Here is a 21367-nt window from a genome sequence, read left to right on the forward strand (position 1 = left end):
TTGTCACTCGCACTGGACGGTTTGCTGCAGGTTGACCGTCCAGTCGCTTCCCTGCCAGCCGCTCCCCGGCTGGCAGCGACTTTGTCCCAGCCATTTCCTGATATCGCGTGCCAGTGCCCCGATGTGATGGATTTCCTGACTGTTACCCGCCAGGGCCAGGGTGAAGGGCGAGGTATCCAGGCCCGCCAGCCGGATTTGCAATTGCCGGAAGTCTGCCGGATCGGCATGGCTCAGCTCGACACCGAACCAGACAATGCGGCTGGCAGCCATCAGTGGACGCCGATGATTGGACTGCAGGGTCAGCCAGCCGGCTTTTTGCGCGCGCCTGCCAGCCAGTTCGGTCGGACCCGTTGCGGTTTCGGCGCTCAGGCGTGGCGCCAGGGCCAATAGTCGGCAGGCTTGTTGTCCCTGATTGGTGATGGCGATCAGCCAGCGTTCTTTCATCATGCCCGGGGTTTCGCGCGCCAGCAGTGCCAGGCTGAGCTGGCTGGCCTGGCAAGGTGGCACGATGGATGAAGCAAGAGACAGGCTGCTTGCCGACAGGGCGGCGCACAGCAGGACGGCAGACGGATTCGGACGCATGGTGGCTCCAGCTTGGTGAGGGGGCTCAGTGTGCCGCGCGTCTTGCCGGGCCGCCATGCGCCGGTTCTTAAAGCGTCAGCGCTGTCCGGCCAGCGCAGCGACCAGTTTGTTGGCCTGATTGATCATCACGCGCGGTGAAACATGGCGGCTGCGGGTCATGGCGACGAAGACGCCGACCTTGTGTTGCGGGTCCATGGCAACGTAGGTCAGGAAGCCCCCGCCGCCCCCGGTTTTCTGCAGCATGGCCGGCTGGCCGTTGCGGGCTTCCATGTACACCCAGCCCAGGCCCAGGGCATCAGCCTGGCCGGCATGGTCCATGCCATTGACCGCCCGCAGGTCCTTGCGGCGGTACACCATCTGCTGGGCACGCTGCGCCACGGCGGTTCGGGGATGCAGCTGGGCTTGCAGCCACAGCGCCATGTCATGCGGGGTGGAGTAGATGCCGCCACTGCCATCGGCCGGCAGGGAGGGGGTGCAGGGGCTGGCGTCAATGCCCTGCATCAGGCGGGCGCATTGTGCCGCACTCGGGGTGAAGGTGGTGTTGCTCATGCCGAGCGGCGCGGTGACCTTGCTGCGCAGCAGTTCGGCATAGGGTTTGCCGCCGGCACGTGCCAGCGCGTCGGCCAGAAAGTCAAAGGCCAGATTGGAATAGGCGGCGCGGGTGCCGGGCACGGCATTGAGACGGCCCTGGCTCATCCATTGCCAGCGTTGTTGCTGCGTCGGCCAGGAAAACACCGGGGCATCGGCCGGGCGCATGCCGGGCATCTCGCGCGGCAGTCCGCTGGTGTGGGTGGCCAGATTGACCAGCCGGATCGTCTCGCCCTTGCTGCCTTGCGGGACGGTGACGCCCTGCGGTGCATATTTCTGCAGCGGGTCGTTCAGGTTGAGCCGGCCCTCCGCGGCAAGGGCGACCAGGACTTCGCTGGTGAACAGCTTGCTGATCGAGGCGATGCGGATCAGTGTGTCGGCTTTGGGAGCTGTCCGATTACCATAACGGGTTTCGCCGAGGTATTTTTGCCAGGTACGGTTGCCATCGACAATGACGACGGTCATGCCGACCGGGCGGCTGCTGGCTTGCATCTGGCGGGTGTATTGCTCGACCAGCCGGTCGGTGCTGTCGGTGGCAGCGTGGCTGAACTGGGGCAGGAGTACCATGCTCAGTCCCAGCGGGAAAAGGTGGCGTGTTTGCAATTTATTTTCCTGATCTAGTCTGCGGCAGTCATCCGGGCTGCCGGTTTGTCATGGCGGCAGTGGCTGCCGCCATCGATGTCTTGTCCGTTACGCTCTGGTAGACGGTTTCAATCGGCTGATGTTCCTGCCAGAGGAACAAAAGCACGTAGTTGTTCATCATTACTGATTAATTCAGCAAGTCTTACGCCATAAATGGCTTCCAGCCTGGCTTTCTGCATCACCTCGCTGGCGGGACCAAAGGCCGCGGCCCGCCCGCCATGTAGCAGCAGCACCCGATCCGCATGGCGCATCGCCAGATTCAGGTCATGCACGACGGCAATGACGCCCAGCTGGTAGGTATGTGCCAGGTGACGGACCTGATGCATCAGCGCATCGGCCAGACCGAAATCCAGCGCGGCAGTCGGTTCGTCCAGCAGCAGGTAGCGCTGTGGCGCGCCGGAGCCGGTGAGCTGCAACAGGGCGCGCGCCAGATGGACGCGCTGTCGTTCGCCGCCGGACAGGGTCTCGAGCCGGCGCTGTGCCAGTTGGTCGCATTGCATCAGTTGCATGGCCTGGCGCCAGTCGGCGGCCTGTCTGTCATGCAGATAGCCGCCCATCATCACCAGTTCTGCCGCGGTAAAGCCCGGCTGCCAGCCCGGGTATTGTTCGACCACTGCGCGCAGGCTGGCCAGCGCACGGGCGTCGAGGCCGGCCGGATCATGGTTGCCCAGGCGGATCTGTCCGCTGCTGGGGCGCTGCAGGCCGGAGAGCAGGGACAGCAGCGTGCTCTTGCCCGCGCCGTTGGGCCCGATGATCAGGGTCAGCTCACCACAGGCGGCCTGCAGCGAGATGTCGTCCAGCAGGACCTTGTCGCCGACCTGCAGTCCCAGTTGACGTGCTTCAAGCATGGGGCCTCCGCTGACTGTTCTGCCAGAGCAACCAGAGGAAGAAGGGGGCGCCGGCCAGACTGGTGATGACGCCGACCGGCAACTCGACCGGGTAGAGCACACTGTGAGCCAGCCAGTCGGCCAGCAGCGCCAGCCAGCCGCCCATCAGCGGTGCGGCAATCAGCAGGCGCCTGGCATGGCTGCCGATGAACTGGCGGGCAAGGTGGGGTGCCATCAGACCGATGAAGCCGACCATACCGCAGGTCGAGACCACCAGTGCGGTGGCCATGGCGGCCAGCAGGATGACGCGCAGGCCACCCCTGCGGACATCGAAGCCGAGATGGAAGGCGGTGGGGGCGCCCAGCTGCAGGGCGTTGAGCAGGCGCCATTCGCGAAACAGCAGCCAGATGAGCAGCGGGGCGGTCAGCAGGAACAGTCGGGCCTGGTTCCAGTCCGCGTTGGCGAAGCTGCCCATCAGCCAGAAGGTGATGGTGCGCAGCGAGCCGTCGGGCAGGGTGGTGATCAGCAGGGTGAGCAAGCTGCCGAAGACCGCGTTGACGGCAATGCCCGCCAGAATGAGTCGTTCTCCGTCGGCGGCATTGCGGCTCATCAGGCAGGTCAGTCCGAGTGCGCCCAGGCCGCCGAGGAAGGCCAGCAGGGAGACCAGGGGAACCGGCAGGGCGAATTGCAGGGCCAGTGCCGCCGACAGGGCGGCGCCGCCACTGATGCCGACCAGCCCGGGTTCGGCCAGCGGATTCTGAAAGCGCGCCTGGATGGCACTGCCGGCGGCAGCGAGCAGGGCGCCTGCCAGGAAGGCCAGAATCTGGCGCGGCAACTGGAGTTGCCAAAGCAACTGGCGTTCGATATCGGGCAGGGTGCCGGTCAGCAGGGTGAGCACCGGCGCAGGGTGTCCGTCGGGTGTCAGGCAGAGCGCCGCCGCCACCGTCAGGAGAATGACGGTGGCCAGCAGCAGTACCAGGGAGAGCAGACGCATCGAAACTTATGCCTCAGCGGAGGCCCAGAACGTCCTGCATGCTGAACAGGCCACGCTGGTGTTGCGCCAGCCAGCCCGCGGCGCGAACGGCGCCCTGGGCGAAGGTGGCACGGCTGGAAGCCTTGTGGGTGATTTCGACGCGTTCGCCCTGGGTGGCGAACATCACCGTGTGGTCGCCGACGATATCGCCGCCGCGCACGGTGGCAAAACCGATGGTCGACGGATCACGTGCACCGGTATGCCCCTCGCGGCCATAGACGGCACAGCTTTCCAGATCGCGCCCCAGGGCATCGGCAACCACCTCGCCCATGCGCAGGGCGGTACCGGAGGGGGCGTCAACCTTGTGGCGATGGTGTGCTTCGATGATTTCGATGTCGTAGCCTTCCGACAGAACGCGTGCGGCGATATCGAGCAGTTTGAAGGTCAGGTTCACGCCGACGCTGAAGTTCGGCGCAAACACGATGCCGATGTCTCCGGCCGCCGCTTCGATGGCCTGCTTGCCTGCCGCGTCAAAGCCGGTGGTGCCGATGATCATGTTGACCTTGTGTTGCCGGCAGGCTTCGAGATAGGTCAGGGTGGCCTCCGGACGGGTAAAGTCGATCAGCACGTCGGCTTCGGCCAGGGCGGCTTGCACATCATGGGTAACCGGTACGCCGGTGTTCAGTCCGGACATCAGCCCGGCATCCTGCCCGATCTGCGGCGCATCCGGGCGATCCAGTGCGGCATGGAGACGGAATTCCTGCGGTCTTTCCAGTACGGCTTCGATCAGGCTGCGGCCCATGCGTCCGCCGGCGCCGACGATGACAACCTTCAATGCACTCATGGCTTCAGTGCCACGGCAGGCGCGGAAGCGTTCAGCGAGGGCGTCGGGACTTCTGCCGGCATGGCATCGCCATCGATCTTGCTGAGCTTGTCATCGGTGAAGGTGACGGTCAGCAGCTTGTCTGCCACTTTCTGGCCGTTGCTGAACAACTGGTATTTGTAGTCCCAACGGTTGGCGTGGAAGCTGTCGGCAATCAGCGGGGTACCGAGCACGAACCGTACCTGCGAGCGGGTCATGCCGAGCTTCAGGCGGGCGACATCATCCTGGGTGATCAGGTTGCCCTGCTGGATCTCCATATGGTAGGCATGCCAGTTTGCGGGATTGAGATAGGTGCAGCCAGAAAGGGCTATGACGGCGACGAAGGTCAGGGCGCGCATGTGACTCCACAACAGGTAGCGAAAAATTCGGGATGAATTAGGCAAACCAGCCAAAAGGCATTATTATGGCCTAAATCTGATGCCACTTTATATCACGATGAGCCAAGCCAGTCACCTCAAAGATATCGGTCTGAAAGCAACCGGCCCCAGGTTGAAAATCCTGGATTTGTTCGAAACTGCCGGATTGCGCCACATGTCCGCAGAGGATGTGTATCGTGCCCTGCTGGCCGAGAATATCGACATCGGTCTGGCCACCATTTACCGAGTGCTGACCCAGTTCGAGCAGGCCGGCATTCTGGTGCGTCACCACTTCGAAACCGGCAAGGCCGTCTACGAGCTCAATCAGGGCGGTCACCACGATCACATGGTCTGTGTGCAGTGCGGCCGGGTGGTCGAGTTCTTTGATCCCGAGATCGAAGCCCTGCAGGACCGGATCGCCGGCGAACACGGCTTTCGCATCATGGAGCATGCGCTTTACATGTATGGCGAATGCCCGGAATGCCTGGCCAAGGATGGAGCCGGTCAGGAGGCCTGATGCTGCCCTGGCTGGGTCGTTCCCCGGTTTTCCCCTCTCCCGATACGGCGCTGGCGGATCCGCCCGGCCTGCTGGCTGCAGGCGGTGACCTGTCGCCGCAACGCTTGCTGGCGGCCTATTCGCAGGGCATCTTTCCCTGGTATGGCCCGGATGAGCCGATTCTCTGGTGGAGTCCGGCGCCGCGCATGGTGCTGTATCCGGCCAATCTCAAGGTCAGCCGCTCTCTCGGCAAAACCTTGCGCAATACCCGCTATGAAATTCGTGTCGATACGGCCTTCCGCGAGGTGATGACCGCCTGCAGTGCGCCGCGCCATGGTCAGCGCGGGACCTGGATCGTGCCGGAGATGATTGACGCCTATTGCCGTCTGCATGCGCTGGGCCATGCCCACAGTTGTGAGACCTGGGTGGATGGCGAGCTGGCGGGGGGCTTGTACGGCATCTCGCTCGGCGGGGTGTTTTTTGGTGAGTCGATGTTTGCCCGGCGCCGTGATGCATCGAAACTGGCCTTTGTCCATCTGGTGCGCCATCTGGCCGCCGGCGGGTGCGGTCTGATCGATTGCCAGATGTATACCGATCATCTGGCAAGCCTGGGGGCTCGGCAGGTTTCACGTCGCGAGTTTCTTGCTACTCTGAAAGAGCAGCTTGCCCTGGCGCAACCGACCAACCTGTGGGAATACCGATACCGCAATGAGCCATCGTGATGCCGGCCAGTTCGTGGCCATCCATTTCTACGCGACGGCGCCCTATGCCTGCAGCTATCTGAGCGGGCGCGAGGCGCGTTCCCAGGTGGCCATTCCCGCCGAGTCGATCGATCGTCGTGTCTACAGTCAACTGGTCCAGCTGGGCTTTCGTCGCAGCGGCCATTACACCTATCGTCCCTATTGCGACATGTGTCAGGCCTGTGTGCCGGTGCGGGTGCCGGTGGCGGATTTTCAGCCCAACCGCAGTCAGCGCCGGGCCTGGAAGCAGCATGCCGACCTGTCGGTGCAATTAACGCCGTTGCGCTACAGCGCCGAGCATTATGATCTTTACCGTCGTTACCAGGCCGCCCGGCATCGGGGGGGCGGCATGTCGGAGGATGATCCGGCGCAGTATGCCGAATTCATTCTCAAGAGCGGGGTGGAGAGCTGGCTGGCGGAGTTCCGTCTGGGCGAGGTGTTGAAGATGGTCAGTCTGATCGACCGTCTGGATGATGGTCTGTCGGCGGTCTATACCTTTTACGAGCCGGAGGATCACCCGGCCAGCTACGGGGTGTACAACGTCCTGTGGCAGATCGACCTCGCACGTCAGCTGGGGCTGAACCATCTTTACCTTGGCTACTGGATCGGCGAGAGCCGCAAGATGGCCTATAAGGCGGCCTACCGGCCGCTGGAAAAGTTGCAGAGTGGTCGCTGGACGCCTTTCGATCCCGGTCTGACAAAATGAAAAACGCCCCGCTAGCGGGGCGTTTTGTCATCTGGCGGGGAAGCTCAGAACGGAACCACCCGGTCGGTGCCACGGCCAGACAGCACGCGCACGCGCTGCTTGACCTCGAACTGCACATCGGCGTCCTGCACGATGGAGACCATGCGGCCACTGTCCAGTTTGACCGTGATTTCCAGCGCGTTCTTGGTGCCAACGGCTTTTTGCGCCGCGTTGGCCCCGAAGCCGCCAGCCAGGGCGCCTACGATGGCGCCGGCGGCATTGGCCTTGCTGCCATTGCCCAGGTTGCTGCCGGCCAGGCCGCCCAGCGCCGCGCCACCCAGGGTCAGCAGCTCGTTATTGCTGCCTTCCATCTTGACCGGATGAACCGAAACCACAGTACCCAGCTGCACGCTCTGTGCCTGGCGCATCTGGTTTTGCGAGTACACCATGGAAGAGTCGTTGCTGGCACAGCCAGTCAGGATGCCGGCGCTGATCAGCGCGCTCATGGCAAGCATCAGTGTTTTATTGGTCATGTAAAGTCTCCCTTTGAGTCGAATCCGGTTCAGGCCTGTGTTGGCGGTGTATTCGCGATGGCGCGGGCACATTCGGCAATCAGACCGGGGCCGCGATAGACCAGGCCGCTGTACAGTTGTACCAGTGTCGCGCCAGCATGGATTTTGTCTGTGGCATCACGACCGCACAAAATACCACCTACGCCTATGATAGGCAAAGCGCCATCAAGTTCCATGGCCAATTGTCTGATCAGTGCCGTGGCCTTGTCTGTCAGTGGCTTGCCCGACAGCCCGCCGGCTTCGCCGGCATGGCGATGACCGGCAATGGCCTCGCGGGCCAGTGTGGTATTGCCGGCGATCACGCCGTCGATCCGGTGCTCGCACAGCAGGCGCGCCACCTCGCTGATCTGCCCGCTCTCAAGGTCGGGGGCGATTTTGACCGCCAGCGGCACATGGCGCCCATATCGGTCAGCCAGGCTGGCCTGACGGGTCTTGAGCGCCCCCAGCAGGGCCGACAGCTCGTCGCCCTGCTGCAGTTGCCGCAGATTCTTGGTGTTGGGCGAGGAAATGTTGACGGCAATATAGCTGGCATGCTCATACACCTTGTCCATGCAGGCCAGGTAATCGTCGGCAGCCCGCTCGATCGGCGTGCTGGCATTCTTGCCGATATTGATCCCCAGGACACCGCGACTGCGCCGGCTGCGCACATGGTCAATCAGCGTGTCGACGCCGAGATTGTTGAAGCCCATGCGGTTGATGATGCCCTCGTGCTCGACAACCCGGAACATGCGCGGCTTGTCGTTGCCGGGCTGTGCACGCGGCGTGATGGTGCCGATCTCGACAAAGCCGAAGCCCATGTCGAACAGGGCGTCGATGTGGGCGCCATTCTTGTCCAGCCCGGCCGCCAGCCCGACAGCATTGGCGAAGGTCAGTCCCATGGCCTGGACCGGCGCCTGCACCGCGGCGGGGGCCGCCAGGCGCATCAGGTGCAGACGGTGGGTCAGTTCCAGCGATGTCAGGGTGAGTTCGTGGGCCTTTTCCGGGTCGAGGCGGAACAGCAGGGGGCGTAACAGCGGGTAGAGCATCGCGGGTCGTCTCCAGCAAAATGCCCGGCATGGCCGGGCATGGAAGGGAATCGCGGGCGATTTTACAGGATCTGGCAGACTTCGTCGAAGTGGAATCTTGGCGAGCGGCCATAGAGCTTGCTGGCTTCACCGTAGCCCAGGTTGATGAGGAAGTTGGCGTGGACATTGCCCTCCGGGAAGAACTCGGCATTGACCAGGTTGGCATCGAAGCCCGACATCGGACCGCAATCCAGACCGAGTGCCCGTGCCGCCAGAATCAGATAGCCACCCTGCAGCGAGCTGTTGCGCATGGCCGTGGCCCGGATCAGCTCATCATGGCCGTTGAACCAGCTCTGGGCATCGGCATGGGGAAACAGCCGCGGCAGATGCTGATGAAAATTCAGATCCATGCCGACAATCACGGTCACGGGGGCTTCGCGGGTTTTTTCCACATTGCCTTCAGCCAGGCAGGGCAGCAAACGCGCCTTGGCCTCGCTGCTGGTAATGAAAACCAGCCGGGCCGGCGAGCAGTTGGCACTGGTCGGGCACTGCTTGAGCAGTTCGAACAGCTGGTGCAGCAGGTCCTCGGATACGGGGCGCTTCTGCCAGTGGCTGTGGGTACGGGCATTGAAGAACAACTGATCCAGAGCCGATTTGCCGATGGGGGTGGTCATGCTGGGTCTCCGTGTTGCCGGGTTTCAGGGCGTTGGTGCGGCGGGAAGGGCGGCTTGCGGTGCCGAAGCGGCAAAATCCTGCAGCGCCTTCATTTGTTCAACCGGGATCGACTGGCCGGGCGACGATGACACATCGTTGGTCAGGACGGTGATGGATACCCGTCGATTGCGCGCGCGTCCTTCGTTGCTGCCGTTGTCTGCGACCGGCATGTTCTCGGCACGGCCGACGGCCACCAGTCGCTGCGGCGTGACGCCATTCTCCTGGAACAGGCGCACCACACTGCCGGCACGTGCGGCGGACAGTTCCCAGTTGGACGGGAAGTTGGCGGTACGGATCGGCACATTATCGGTAAAGCCTTCCACGCTGACCGAGTTGTCCACGTGGGTCAGCAGCGCCGCCAGCTGGGTCATGACGCTGATCGAGGCGCTGGAGGGCTGTGCCTGGCCGGTCTGGAACAGGGCGCTGTCCTTGATTTCGATCTCGATGCCCTTGTTGGTCTGCGAAATCTTGACCTGTCCGCCCTTGACCAGCGGCTCCAGCACCCGGCGCATGTCGGCCGCCAGCTTGCCCAGTTTGGCCTGCTCGCGCAGCAGGGCATCGCTCTGGATGGCCTTGGCGATCGGTTTGGTTTCCGGCACCTGGACCAGGGTGTTGGCGCTGCCGGACGGCGGTGTGGTGTTCAGGGTGATGTTGCTGCCGGAGCGAAAGGCATTGACCAGCGAAGTCGACAGGACGCGGTATTTCCCCTCGTTGAGCGAGGAAATGGCGTACATCACGACGAAGAAAGCAAACAGCAGGGTGATGAAGTCGGCGTAGGAGACCAGCCAGCGCTCGTGGTTGTCATGATCTTCCGGTAACTTGCGTGCCATGTCGTATTCCTCTGCGATGCGCCGCTGTTACAGCAAGCGCGGGTCGAACAGACTCTTGATGCCAGCGCTGAACGCCACGCCGAAGCGGCGTGCCACCCTGCTGGACAGGTCATCCTGCGGTGTGAAGTCCACCGTCTGATCGGTCTTGAACTCGTTGCGCGTCACCGAGGCCACGGTGCCGTAGGCATCCGCCAGACCCAGCGGAATGCTGCGCTCGCCCAGCCAGACCATGCCGCTGAACATGTCCGGCGTTTCTTTCAGGCGCTGACCGCGGCCATCACGCACTGCCTTGATGAACTGGGCATGGATGTCATCCAGCAACTGCTGGCGGATGGCTTCCTGTTTGGGGTTCACCGGCGAGAAGGGGTCGCCCATCGCCTTGTTTTCCCCGGCGGTCTTCAGGCGGCGTTCCACCCCCAGCTTGTCCATCAGCCCGGTAAAGCCGAAACCGTCGGACAGCACACCGATCGACCCGACGATGCTGGCCTTGTCGACGTAAATGCGGTCGGCTGCACTGGCAATATAGTAGCAGCCGGAGGCACACATCTCTTCTACCACCACCACGACCGGAATCGCCGGGTGCAGCTTCTTCTGGCGCCGGATCTCGTCATAGACCATGCCGGACAGGACCGGGCTGCCGCCCGGGCTGTTGGCCTGCAGGATGATGCCGCGCGTGCCCTTGTCGGCATAGGCATCGGCCAGGCCCTGAATCAGCTTGTCGGCGGTATTGTTCTCGCTGCTGATCTCGCCCTGCAGGTTGAGGATGGCGGCGTGGCCGTTGCCGGTCAGGCGCGAAACGGATTTTTCTTCATTGCTCCACAGCATGCTGGCAGCGATGGCGGCGAAGACGGCCAGCCAGGCCAGGCGGAAAAAGATTTTCCAGCGCCGGCTGCGGCGCTGTTCAATCAGGGCGGCGCTGGCAAGTTGTTCCAGCAGGGTGCGTTCCCAGTTTTGATCGCTCACTCGGTGACTCCGGGTTCGGGCCGGTCAGGCGCGGTGATTGGTTTGACATAATATATCATCCCGTTTGACTCTTTGGTGATCACGGGAATCAGGCTTTGCCCCTGGCAGGGGCCGCCGACGCACAGGCCGCTGTCCGGCAGGTAGCGGGCGCCATGCATGCTGCAGATCAGGTAGTGCCCGCTCAGGTCGAAAAACTCGCCATCCTGCCAGTCCATCTGGACCGGAATGTGGCGGCAGGCATTGAGATAGCCATAAACCTTGCCCCGGTAGCGGATGACAAAGGCCGGCAGGGGCTGGGGCGATGCGGGAAAAAGGAAGCGCTGGCCGCGTCCGCGCTCGGGCAGGTCTTCGGAGGGGCAGATCAGGCAATCCTGGTCATCAGCCATGCGTGCAGACTCCGGAAGTCGTCAAACAGGCCGAGGGACGGGCAGCGGGCCAGCGCCTCTCTCTCATGCGCGCCGCCGAGTACCCCGGCGGCCAGTGTGCCCGCCGCTTCGGCCATGCGCAGGTCGTGGCTGGTGTCGCCGACCATCAGGGTACAGGCCGGGTCGGCGCCCAGTTGATCCATCAGCTCCAGCAGCATGGCCGGATGCGGTTTGGACGGGCAGTCATCCTGCGTACGGGTGGCGGCAAAGTAGTCGCCCAGTCCGCTGCTCTGCAGGGCGCGCTCCAGCCCGCGCCGGCTCTTGCCGGTGGCGACGGCCAGCATCACATCGCGCGCGGACAGCGCCGCCAGGGCTTCGCGTACGCCGTCAAACAGCTCGATATGTTCATCACCGGTAAAGAAATGCTTGCGATAGGCAGCGACCATTTCCGGGTAGCGGCTGGGTGGCAGGTCAGGGCAGGCGGTGGCCAGCGCCTCGACCAGGCTCAGGCCGATCACCGCGCGTGCCTGATGCAGCGCCGGGACGCGCAGACCCAGCTCGGCGCTGGCCTGACGGATGGCGTGGGTGATGTGGCCGGTGGAGTCCATCAGGGTGCCGTCCCAGTCAAAGACGATCAGTTGCAGCGGCTGGTTCATGATGTGGGCAGGCTGTCGAGGAAACGTTGCAATTCGGCGGGCAGCGGGGCTTCGAGAAGCAGCGGGGCGCCGGTCAGCGGGTGGGGCAGGCTCAGGCGCCGTGCATGCAGGAACATGCGTTTCAGCCCACGTTTCTGCAGCTGCTTGTTCAGGGCAAAGTCGCCATATTTCTCGTCGCCGGCAATCGGACAGCCGCTGGCTGCCATATGGACGCGGATCTGGTGGGTCCGGCCGGTACGCAACCGGGCTTCGACCAGTGTGAACTCGCTGAAGCGCTGTTCGACCGCAAAAATGGTGTGCGCGCTCAGCCCCTCGTCGCCGTCGGCGACCTTGACCATGCGCTCGCCATCGCCGGTCGTGAACTTGAACAGGGGCAGCTTGACGTGCTTTTTCTGCGCGTCCCAGTGGCCGACACCCAGGGCCAGATAGCGCTTGTCCGGCACGTTGTCGCGCATCATGTCGTGCAGTTTGACCAGTGCCGAGCGTTTCTTGGCCAGCATCAGCAGGCCGGAGGTCTCGCGGTCGAGGCGATGCACCAGCTCCAGATAACGATATTCGGGATGGCCGCGACGCAGTTGTTCAATGACACCGAAAGACACGCCGCTGCCGCCGTGCACGGCTACGCCGGCCGGTTTGTCGATCACCAGCATGGCCTCGTCTTCATACACGACGGGGAAGGTGGCGCCGGGTACCTGACGCTCGTCGCGCTCTGCCAGCCGGATCGGCGGAATGCGCAGGGTATCGCCCAGCTCGAGCCGGCGCGAGGCGTCGGCACGGCCCTTGTTGACCCGTACTTCACCGGAACGCAGGATGCGGTAAATATGGCTTTTCGGCACGCCTTTGAGCAGGCGTACCAGATAGTTGTCGATGCGTTGTCCGGCGCCATCTTCCCCGACCTGGTGGAAGGACACGGAATCTTTGCGAATATCAGTCATTTTGCTTATACTTCCTGCGCTTGACCAAAAAAATGGTCGCGGCAAAACCTGCAGAGCAAGGTCGCGAGCGGTGTCCGCTCATAGACGCTGCTGCTGTGCAGCAATACGGCCGGCAGGGCGATGGCCCTGACCTGACGCCGCAATCTGCGCATGCAGCCAAGGTTAACTCGCTCACCGAAAAGCAGCGATGGTAATGCATTTGGACACATAGCGCACTCACCAGTATTCCATCCCCTGATGCATAAGCCAGTCAGGAGATACCATGGCAAAGTTTGACCCGGCACGGGCGACACGGCGTCGAAAGGTCCTCGCAGGACGGATCGGCGCACGGCAGAAATCACAGCATCGTCCGTGTGACGTACTTCAGGAAGTCGGCTTGATATATTGATTTACCTTGTTCTTTATACAGACACTTCTTTCGGAAAGCGCCCATTTTAGCCACTGGGCCGTCAAATACTTGCTGTGCCCTTGCGTGAGTGCCGCGCAAGGAAAAATAAGATGAAACGCATGCTTTTTAACGCAACGCAGGCCGAAGAGCTGCGCGTTGCGATTGTCGACGGGCAAAAGCTCGTTGACCTTGATATCGAAACCGTGGGCAAGGAGCAGCGCAAGGGGAACGTCTACAAGGGCGTCATCACCCGTATTGAGCCGTCGCTCGAAGCCTGCTTTGTCGACTACGGCACCGAACGTCACGGCTTTCTGCCGTTCAAGGAAGTCTCCCGTACCTATTTCCAGAACTATGATGGCGGCCGCCCGCGCATCCAGGATGTCCTGCGCGAAGGCATGGAAGTCATCGTCCAGGTGGAAAAGGACGAGCGCGGCAACAAGGGCGCGGCCCTGACTACCTATATCAGCCTGGCGGGTCGTTACCTGGTGCTGATGCCCAACAATCCGCGTGGTGGTGGCGTGTCGCGCCGCATCGAAGGGGAAGAGCGCCAGGAGCTGAAAGACCTGCTCGCCCAGCTGGAAGTGCCGCAGGGCATGAGCCTGATCGCCCGCACCGCCGGCATCGGCCGTAACTTCGAAGAACTGCAGTGGGACATGGGTTACCTGCTGCAACTTTGGCGCGCCATCGAAGGTGCCGCCGGCGCCCAGAGCGCACCGTTCCTGATCCTGCAGGAAAGCAGTCTGGTGATTCGCGCCATCCGCGATTACTACCATGCCGATATCGGTGAAATCCTCATCGATACCGAAGAAATCCATGACCAGGCCCGTCAGTTCATCAGCCATGTCATGCCCAATACCCTGAGCCGGGTCAAGCTGTACAAGGACCAGGTGCCGCTGTTCTCGCGCTTCCAGATCGAACACCAGATCGAAACCGCCTTCTCGCGCAGCGTCCAGCTGCCGTCCGGCGGGGCCATCGTGATCGACCATACCGAAGCCCTGGTCTCGGTCGACGTCAACTCGGCACGTGCCACCAAGGGTGCCGACATCGAAGAAACCGCCTTCAAGACCAACCTGGAAGCGGCCGAAGAAATTGCCCGCCAGCTGCGTCTGCGTGACCTCGGTGGCCTGATCGTCATCGACTTCATCGACATGGAAAGCACCAAGAACCAGCGTGATGTCGAAAACCGCCTGCGTGACGTGCTCAAGCACGACCGCGCCCGCGTCCAGATGGGCAAGCTGTCGCGTTTCGGCCTGCTGGAGCTGTCGCGTCAGCGCCTGCAGCCTTCGCTGGGTGAAACCAGTCACCAGCCGTGCCCGCGTTGCCATGGCATCGGCTTCATCCGTGGTACCGAATCCTCCGCCCTGCATATCCTGCGCATCATCCAGGAAGAGGCGATGAAGGAAAATACCGGTGCCGTGCATGCTCAGGTGCCGGTGGACGTGGCCACCTTCCTGCTGAACGAGAAGCGCGCCGAGATCCACATGATCGAAGAGCGCCTGGATGTCAGCGTGGTGCTGATCCCGAACATCTATCTGGAAACGCCGCACTACAAGATCGTGCGCCTGCGCCATGACGACCTGACCGAGCTGGGCGATGCGCCGAGCTACAGCCGTGTCGAAGTGCAGGAAGAAGACATCGTGACCAATTTCGGCCAGGAAAAGCCGAAGGTCGAGCGTCAGGAAGCGGCCGTCAAGGGGATTACCCCGCAACAGCCGGCACCGCAATCGGCTGCCCGTCCTGCCGCCCGTGCCGTGGTTGAAGAGCCGGGCCTGCTGACCCGCCTGGGTGGCTGGCTGAAGGGCTTGTTCGGCAGCGATGAGGCGCCGCAGGCTCAGCCGGCGAAGAAAACCCCGCAAGTGCGCGAGGCTCAGCGTCCGCCGCGCCGTGGCAATGACCGTCGCCCGGCACAGCAGGGTCGCCGCGAGCAGCGCGACGAGCGCCGTCCGCAGCCTGCTGGTGAAGAGAACCGTCGCCGCAACGCCGGTGCCGCTCAGGCAGAAACGCGTGTGGAAGGCCGCAATGCTTCTCGTCCGGAGCGCGCTGAGCGTCCGGAACGCAGCGAGCGTCAGGAGCGAACCGAACGTCCGGAACGTAACGAGCGTCAGGAACGCAACGAACGTCAGGAACGTCCGGAGCGCAATGAACCGCGTCAGCGCCGTGAACGTGAGCCGCGCGAGAATCGTGAAAACGATGTGACGGGCGAAAGCGTTCGCAGCGAACGCGCCCCGCGTCAGGCTGAACCGCAATCGCGTCGCCGCCAGCCGCTGCCGGTGGAAGAAACCCAGCCGGAAGTGCTCAAGACCGGCGTCGTCGAAGCTGGTGCGGAGCCGGTGGCTGCCGAGCAGACCGAGAATGCCGAGCGCGGTGAGCGTAGCCGTCGTCGCCGCAGCCGTGGTCGTCGTCGCGACAACAGCGAGCAGAACAATGCAGAGCAGGGTGGCGCTGAGCAAGCGGCAGGCGAGCAGCTTGTGTCGGAACAGATTTCCGGCGAAGTGATCGCCCAGCCGGTGGTTGAAGCCGTACCGGTACCCGTTATTGCCCCGGTCGTCGAGGCCGCCCCGCAGGTTGATGTTGTGTCGGCCGAGTCGGTGGATGTGACTCAGCCGGTTGTCGTGGTCAGGGAAGAGCCGGTCGCGCCGCTGGCGGTCGAGCACGAAGTCCCGGCCGTGGTCGACAGCCCGGTGGTGGCTGCCCAGATCGTAGACTCCCCGGCCGTGGAGGCCCCGGCGGTCGAATCGGCTCAGCCGGTGGTCAGTGTGGCCCAGCCCGAGCCTGTCGAGACGACGCCGGTGGTGGTTGCCGAAACGGTAAGCGAGCCGGTGGCTGTGCCGGTCGCGGCCGAGCCGCTGGTGATTGCCGAAGTACAGGCGGCCGAGCCGGTTGTGGAAGCCAAGGTCGAGCCGGTCGTCGAAGCCAAGGTCGAGCCGGTCGTCGAAGCCAAGGCTGCGCCGGTCGTGGCCGAGCCGGCCAAGCCGCTGGATCTGGGTGGGCTGGTGATGGTCAATACCCGTGCCAGCGCACCGGTGGCTGACGTGGCGCCGGCAGAAGAGCCGGTTGCCGGGCTGCGCCGTCGCGATGCCTTGCGCCAGGCACAAGCACCTGCAGCAGCAGAGGTTTCCCTGCAGCAAGTCGAGACCCGCGGCGAGCAGCAATAAAAAGAGTCTGGCCCCGATAAAAAGGGGCTTGACACTACCGAGGGGCATCTGTAAGATACGTGTCTCTCAGGCGATTCCCTGATAGCTCAGTTGGTAGAGCGACGGACTGTTAATCCGCAGGTCGCAGGTTCGAGCCCTGCTCGGGGAGCCACCCCATTCAAAACCCCAGTCAGCAATGACTGGGGTTTTTCGTTATGCTCGTCCTTCCCCAGCCAAACCCGCTAAGATGGGGGGCAAACCGAGAGGACGAAGCATGAATCTGAATCAACATTTTCTGAGCATGGCCTATAACAATGCCTGGGCCAATCACCGCTTGCTGAAAGCCTGTGCGTCGCTGAGTCAGGATGACTATATTGCACCGCGTTGCAGCTTTTTCCCTTCCCTGCGTGAGACGTTTCAGCATCTGCTGGTCGTCGATCAGAGCTATCTGTCGCTGCTGGAGCACGATCTGGTCGGCAAGTTCGACTTTCGACCCGATTTTTCCGCCGATGGTACCGAGCTGATCACCCTGGCGCAGCTGGACCCTCTGCTGCGCGAGGCCGGCGAGCGACTGATCGCCTATTGTCGTCAGTGTCGAGATGACATGCTGGGATTGCCCCTGCTAGGCGGCAATGCGCAAGGACTTCGCTATGGCAACCGGGCGCGTCTGCTGGCGCACCTGTTCCAGCACCAGATCCATCACCGCGGGCAAATTCATGCCATGCTGGCCGGCACCCGCGTGGCACCGCCGCAGCTGGACGATTTTTTCCGCGCCGACGATGAGGCGGCCCGCGCCGGAGATCTGGCCGAACTGGGCTGGTGCGAGGCCGATTTGTGGTCTGTTCCCCGCTGAGGCGGTGAGGTGGCCCTTGCTGACCATTCGGTCAGCTGCATGATGTTTTTCCCGCTTGATCGACATGAATCATGCCGTTGTCTGCTGCAGACCCCTGCTGAACATGCGATTGTTGGCAATATCGTCATGATTATTTATACAGTTTCAATAAGCTGTTACGAATGGCGTCTGACGCCTGCAATCATGTCACTGCGGGAGATTTTCATGCATACGATCAAGCGAATCAGTCTGTCAGGTCAGGATCCGTGCTGGCCCATCGTTTCCGGCAGCTTGCTGCTGATTCTGAACACTTGCCATGATGGCCGCCTCCGTCTGCTGACACCGGATGGCGAGCGCCGCCTGATCCTCGCTCCGGGGCGCGGCATGCTCTTCGTCGCGGATCAGGGGGTGGTCCATCCTCTGGCTGGTGAGCCACAAGGCTGGGCGATCCCCCTGCCATGGGTTTGCCGCCTGCTGGCATTTGTCGAGCACTGGCGCACCATCCCCCTGCCTGCCGCGAAGCTGCCGGCCTGCCTGACCATCCCCTGCCATGCCTCTCCCCAGACTTTCGAGAACTGGTTCCTGCGCATGTGGCTGTTTGGCCGCGACCCTTTGTTTCACTCGCTGCTGCAACGCTTGCGACGCTGCGAGGGGTATGGACTGATCCGCCACTTGCTGGCCGAACACGAGCAGGCGGTGCCCCTGGCTCAGCTCGCCCGTCGCTATGGGCTGTCGGCCTCGCATTTTCGTCGGCTGGCCCATGACGCCCTGGGGCAAAGTGCCAAATCTGCCATGATGACCTGGCGACTGCGGCGTACCATCCTGGATGCCATCTGTCGGGAGGTCTCCCTGACCTCGCTGGCCATGCAATACGGCTATGCCTCGTCCTCGCACCTGTCGAATGATGCGCGTCGTCAGCTAGGCGTCAGCCCTCAGTGGCTGCTGGGCAGGACTCAGCCCGTCTGAATCGACTCTGTTTCCCGGCATGACCTTTCGGCTCATAGCGACTCCTGATTCGCTCGTCAATGAGCGGAATCTGCAATCTCCTTCGACACGGTCACTTTACGCTGCCTGCACTTCCCCGAGCCTGGCGCCGGGGAGGGTTCTTTCCAATGGCAGGCAAAGCGGAGGTCGGGATGGGCGAGCAGGACAGACTGGTACAGGTCTCGGCGGGGGACGTACAGGAGATCGAGTGGTCGGGGTTTTCACTTGAGGATTGCGTCGGCATGCTGCACCTTCAGCAGCGTCAGGCGGAGGCCGATCGGGTCCTGCGCGCCCTGTGTCTGCTGGACTGGCATCGGCCTGACTATCTGCGCGCCATGGCGCACTCCTGCCGGCTGGGAGGGCGGGTTGAGTGTGCACAGCGGCTGATCCGACTGGCCGAGTTGCTGCAACCAGCACCAAACCTGTTGGTCAAGCAGGCGCGACAGCCCACGGACTACCTCTGAAACTGATCTTTCGATCAGTTCCCTTCATTGCTTTCAGAGTTCTCCGATAGGGGATTCTTACCAATCTCTTCATGATTGCCCGGAATGGATGTGCGGGTTTCCGACCCCTACATCACCGAATCAAAATCAATCATCCGGGATGGTAGTGAGCTATGAGCAGGGATCATGTATTGAACCATGATTATCTTTTTGATGACTTCGTCCTGCATGCCAATGGGGCGATGAGTTTTCATGGCCAGGATGTGTCTATTCCGCCCAAAGAGCTGCAGGTTTTGATTACCTTGCTGGAAGGCAAGGGCAATCTGGTTCACAAGAATTTCATCATTGACAAAGTCTGGGGTGACAACCTTGTGGGCGATGAGTCGCTGACCCGCTGTATCTATTCTTTACGACGCTTGCTGCGCGAATCCAAGAACAACAAGTTCATCGAGACCGTGTACGGCAAGGGCTATCGTTTCTGCAAGCCAGTCACACCAGTGCAGCGTCAGCGCCATCCGTCCCAGGGATACAAACTGGCCATTTTGCCTTTCTCCGGTGGAGAAGCTCGTGAAGCCATGCTGTTGCATGCCCGCCTGATGGATGCGTTTGCTGAACGTCCTCAGCCGGGGATTTCGCTGGTACCGGCCATTCTTACCCGCGGACACGATCGCCCTGAGGAGCTGCTGTCTCTGTGCCGACAGCTGGAGCTGGATTGTTATCTGACCGGTGACTTTTGCCAGGATGGCAGCCAGCGCCTGCTGACCGTTGAGTTAGTGGATGCCAGTAGTCAGCAATTGTTGCTGCGCGAGACCTTTCTGCCCGGCAATGCCGAAACCTGGCCGCAACGCATGGCGGCGGTGGCCGAGCGTGTGCTGGCCCGTCTGACGCAGCCGGGGACCGATGTACTCAGCGAAGGCAATGGCGAAGTCATGGTGGCTCATGTGATGGCACGGCGCTGTCTGCGTCGCCGCGATCATGGTGATCTCAACATGGCGCAGCAGTATCTGCAGATGGGATTGATGCAGGACCCATTGCATGTGCCCTCCATGGTGTCCATGGCGGAAACCATGCTGGCACAAACCATGCAGGGGATGATCTGGCCTGCCCGGGCTTTCAGCGAGGCGAGACCCTTGCTGGAAAAAGTCCTCAGTCTGGCGCCGGGGCAACCCAGCGCGCTGGCGCTGATGGCCTGGCTGACCCGGCTGTCCAGTGATACCGAAGGCGTTGCCGCCGGCCTGTTGCGCCAGGCGCAGCAGGCCGGAACGCCGGCCGAGGTGTGCCTGTACCAGGCCATGTATCGCCTGTCCCAGGGGGAAAACGAGCTGGCGCTGGACCGTCTCAATGCGGGTTTGGCTCGTGATGGTGGCCTGAGCCCTTTGCTGATTTTCAAGATGTGGGGGCTGCATGTCATGGGGCGGGACGAAGAGGCGCATCTGTTCGCCCAGCGTCAGATGGAGCAGACGCCGCCTTCGCCCCTGTTCCTCGCCATGCATGGGCTGGTACTGGCATCACTGGAGCGGCACGATCAGGCGAATCTGCAGGCCGGGCTGGCGGTGCAAACCGCGCCGAATGGCATGCCGGAAAGGATTCTGCAGTTAATCGTCGCGGCGGTAGGCAGTCAGGCGGGCGACGGGCATGAGATGCTGTCACGCTGGATGGGGGAGATCCGCATCCGTTATGGCTGTCCGGGGCTGCTGGCTGTACTGGCATTGGCGCTGGGTGATGAGAATCGCGCCCGTGCCCTGATCCGGGTGGCGCGTGAACAGCGTTGCACCTGGTGGCCGCTGGCACGGCATCTGCCGGCGATGACGACTTTCCTCGCCAGCGAATCCTCCGAGACCTGCTGGCTCTGATCAGCCGAAAGCAGTGTCCGGACGGTGCTGCCGCAAGGCATCGAGCAGCAGGCGCGAACGTGCCGGCAGCCGGCGCTGTGCGGCGACCGCATGAATCTGCGGATCCTCGCCGCGTGCCGAGACCAGGCGGAAGGCCGGGCAAATCCGCTGCAGGCGTCCTGCCTGCACCAGCGGTTCCGCCAGCCAGTCGGAGAGACGGGCGATCCCCAGTCCGGCTTCGGTTGCCGACAGGAGTGCCAGCCCGTTGTCAAAACGATGGCTGGCACGCATGTTCAGACTCACGGCGCGCGTATCGCCAAGAAAGTTCCAGGAGCGCAGAATGCGAGGCGCCGTATGCATCAGGATGGCGTGTTCGCCCAGTGCCTCCGGCTGGGCGGGCTCGCCGTGACGCGCCAGATAGGCCGGACTGGCATACAGGTAGCGACGATAGCCCCACAGGGGATAACCGATCAGCTCGCTATCCACCGGGAAGGCGCCGCGAATCACCAGGTCCAGCTGCTCCTGTACCGGGTCCAGCATGACATCGCTGTAGCGCACATCGAAGCGCAGCTCCGGGTAGTGCGTGCTCAGGCTGTGCAAAGCCAGGGGCAGGATATGGCAGGACAGACTGTGTGGTGCGGCCAGGCGCAGCCAGCCTCTGGGCGCGGCATTCAGCCGTGACAGTTCATCATCGGCCTCTTCCTGAATCTGCAGGATCTGCCGTGCCGACTCGTAATACAGCTCACCGGCCGGCGTCAGGCTGAATTGCCGCGTTGATCGCGCCAGCAGCAAGGTACTCATTTCGTTTTCCAGCGCCTGAACGGCCCGGGTGACGGCGCTGGGCGAGGCGCCGAGGGCTCGCGCGGCCAGGATGAAGCTCTTTTTCTCCACCACCGTACAGAAGGCCTGGATATTCCAAAGTGATTTCATGGGGCTCCCCCTG

General features: G+C 62.6%; 23 protein-coding genes and 1 tRNA gene. 9 read left to right on the forward strand and 15 right to left on the reverse strand.

Translation table 11 applies throughout. The annotated features are described in order from the left end of the window. Positions 1-3: 3 nt before the first annotated feature. The 6 genes from AACH39_RS00635 to AACH39_RS00660 form a co-directional block, all read right to left on the reverse strand. A complete protein-coding gene (locus AACH39_RS00635; protein WP_338620683.1) occupies positions 4-582 on the reverse strand; it encodes a hypothetical protein in 579 nt (192 codons plus the stop codon). A 75-nt stretch (positions 583-657) separates the two neighbouring features. Beyond that, positions 658-1773, reverse strand: a complete 1116-nt coding sequence (gene ampH, locus AACH39_RS00640; protein WP_215776799.1) for a D-alanyl-D-alanine-carboxypeptidase/endopeptidase AmpH — start codon at positions 1771-1773, stop codon at positions 658-660. A gap of 107 nt (positions 1774-1880) precedes the next feature. Further along, on the reverse strand, positions 1881-2660 hold the full coding sequence (locus tag AACH39_RS00645) for an ATP-binding cassette domain-containing protein (protein ID WP_338620684.1): 780 nt from the start codon (positions 2658-2660) through the stop codon (positions 1881-1883). Beyond that, complete coding sequence (locus AACH39_RS00650; RefSeq protein ID WP_215776794.1) at positions 2653-3633, reverse strand: iron ABC transporter permease; 981 nt, start codon at positions 3631-3633, stop codon at positions 2653-2655. The genes AACH39_RS00645 and AACH39_RS00650 overlap by 8 nt, the downstream gene beginning before the upstream one ends. 13 nt (positions 3634-3646) lie before the next feature. Continuing rightward, positions 3647-4456, reverse strand: coding sequence for a 4-hydroxy-tetrahydrodipicolinate reductase (dapB, locus tag AACH39_RS00655; RefSeq protein WP_215776791.1), 810 nt, complete (start codon positions 4454-4456; stop codon positions 3647-3649). Then, positions 4453-4833 carry an outer membrane protein assembly factor BamE gene (locus AACH39_RS00660; RefSeq protein WP_338620685.1) on the reverse strand — a complete coding sequence of 127 codons (381 nt, stop codon included), beginning with the start codon at positions 4831-4833 and terminating at the stop codon, positions 4453-4455. The genes dapB and AACH39_RS00660 overlap by 4 nt, the downstream gene beginning before the upstream one ends. A gap of 97 nt (positions 4834-4930) precedes the next feature. On the opposite strand from AACH39_RS00660, the gene fur reads away from it, so the two are divergent. From fur to AACH39_RS00675, 3 genes are read left to right on the forward strand one after another with little or no spacing between them, the layout of a single operon-like run. Then, positions 4931-5368: a ferric iron uptake transcriptional regulator gene (fur, locus tag AACH39_RS00665; protein WP_252346059.1), complete on the forward strand. Its 438-nt coding sequence runs from the start codon at positions 4931-4933 to the stop codon at positions 5366-5368. Next, positions 5368-6069, forward strand: coding sequence for a leucyl/phenylalanyl-tRNA--protein transferase (gene aat / locus AACH39_RS00670; protein ID WP_215776786.1), 702 nt, complete (start codon positions 5368-5370; stop codon positions 6067-6069). The genes fur and aat overlap by 1 nt, the downstream gene beginning before the upstream one ends. Further along, positions 6056-6793: an arginyltransferase gene (locus tag AACH39_RS00675; protein ID WP_338620687.1), complete on the forward strand. Its 738-nt coding sequence runs from the start codon at positions 6056-6058 to the stop codon at positions 6791-6793. Before aat ends, AACH39_RS00675 begins: the two co-directional genes overlap by 14 nt. Before the next feature lie 44 nt (positions 6794-6837). On the opposite strand, the gene AACH39_RS00680 is transcribed toward AACH39_RS00675, so the two are convergent. The 8 genes from AACH39_RS00680 to AACH39_RS00715 all read right to left on the reverse strand — a co-directional run bounded on the left by AACH39_RS00680 (position 6838) and on the right by AACH39_RS00715 (position 12811). Next, positions 6838-7305, reverse strand: a complete 468-nt coding sequence (locus AACH39_RS00680; RefSeq protein ID WP_215776781.1) for a glycine zipper 2TM domain-containing protein — start codon at positions 7303-7305, stop codon at positions 6838-6840. A 29-nt stretch (positions 7306-7334) separates the two neighbouring features. Continuing rightward, positions 7335-8369: a quinone-dependent dihydroorotate dehydrogenase gene (locus AACH39_RS00685; RefSeq protein WP_215776779.1), complete on the reverse strand. Its 1035-nt coding sequence runs from the start codon at positions 8367-8369 to the stop codon at positions 7335-7337. A 62-nt stretch (positions 8370-8431) separates the two neighbouring features. Continuing rightward, complete coding sequence (locus tag AACH39_RS00690) at positions 8432-9022, reverse strand: malonic semialdehyde reductase (RefSeq protein WP_215776777.1); 591 nt, start codon at positions 9020-9022, stop codon at positions 8432-8434. Between the two features lie 24 nt (positions 9023-9046). Continuing rightward, a complete protein-coding gene (gene motD / locus AACH39_RS00695; RefSeq protein WP_215776774.1) occupies positions 9047-9892 on the reverse strand; it encodes a flagellar motor protein MotD in 846 nt (281 codons plus the stop codon). A gap of 27 nt (positions 9893-9919) precedes the next feature. Continuing rightward, positions 9920-10855 (reverse strand): S49 family peptidase, encoded by a 936-nt coding sequence (locus AACH39_RS00700; RefSeq protein WP_215776772.1) that lies wholly within the window; start codon positions 10853-10855, stop codon positions 9920-9922. Next, positions 10852-11241 (reverse strand): Rieske 2Fe-2S domain-containing protein, encoded by a 390-nt coding sequence (locus AACH39_RS00705; RefSeq protein WP_215776769.1) that lies wholly within the window; start codon positions 11239-11241, stop codon positions 10852-10854. The genes AACH39_RS00700 and AACH39_RS00705 overlap by 4 nt, the downstream gene beginning before the upstream one ends. Beyond that, positions 11217-11876 (reverse strand): HAD-IA family hydrolase, encoded by a 660-nt coding sequence (locus AACH39_RS00710; RefSeq protein ID WP_338620688.1) that lies wholly within the window; start codon positions 11874-11876, stop codon positions 11217-11219. The genes AACH39_RS00705 and AACH39_RS00710 overlap by 25 nt, the downstream gene beginning before the upstream one ends. Then, entirely contained in the window at positions 11873-12811 is a 939-nt protein-coding gene (locus tag AACH39_RS00715; protein WP_215776764.1) for an RluA family pseudouridine synthase, read from the reverse strand. The genes AACH39_RS00710 and AACH39_RS00715 overlap by 4 nt, the downstream gene beginning before the upstream one ends. A 498-nt stretch (positions 12812-13309) precedes the next feature. Between AACH39_RS00715 and AACH39_RS00720 the strand changes: the two genes are divergently transcribed. From AACH39_RS00720 to AACH39_RS00745, 6 genes are all read left to right on the forward strand, one after another. Then, positions 13310-16354, forward strand: coding sequence for an Rne/Rng family ribonuclease (locus tag AACH39_RS00720; protein WP_338620689.1), 3045 nt, complete (start codon positions 13310-13312; stop codon positions 16352-16354). A gap of 75 nt (positions 16355-16429) precedes the next feature. Then, positions 16430-16505, forward strand: a tRNA-Asn gene (locus tag AACH39_RS00725). 102 nt (positions 16506-16607) lie between these two features. After that, the gene (locus tag AACH39_RS00730; RefSeq protein ID WP_215776760.1) at positions 16608-17186 is read left to right on the forward strand and encodes a DinB family protein; all 579 of its coding nucleotides are present in this window, start codon (positions 16608-16610) and stop codon (positions 17184-17186) included. A gap of 204 nt (positions 17187-17390) precedes the next feature. Beyond that, positions 17391-18131 (forward strand): AraC family transcriptional regulator, encoded by a 741-nt coding sequence (locus AACH39_RS00735; protein WP_215776758.1) that lies wholly within the window; start codon positions 17391-17393, stop codon positions 18129-18131. 146 nt (positions 18132-18277) lie between these two features. After that, on the forward strand, positions 18278-18613 hold the full coding sequence (locus tag AACH39_RS00740; RefSeq protein ID WP_338620690.1) for a hypothetical protein: 336 nt from the start codon (positions 18278-18280) through the stop codon (positions 18611-18613). Between the two features lie 152 nt (positions 18614-18765). Beyond that, entirely contained in the window at positions 18766-20445 is a 1680-nt protein-coding gene (locus AACH39_RS00745; RefSeq protein WP_338620691.1) for a winged helix-turn-helix domain-containing protein, read from the forward strand. On the opposite strand, the gene AACH39_RS00750 is transcribed toward AACH39_RS00745, so the two are convergent. Continuing rightward, positions 20446-21354: a LysR family transcriptional regulator gene (locus AACH39_RS00750; protein ID WP_215776750.1), complete on the reverse strand. Its 909-nt coding sequence runs from the start codon at positions 21352-21354 to the stop codon at positions 20446-20448. Positions 21355-21367: the final 13 nt, after the last annotated feature.

The organism is Paludibacterium flexuosum, assembly GCF_037076605.1.
In the GTDB taxonomy this organism is placed as follows: Bacteria; Pseudomonadota; Gammaproteobacteria; order Burkholderiales; family Chromobacteriaceae; genus Paludibacterium.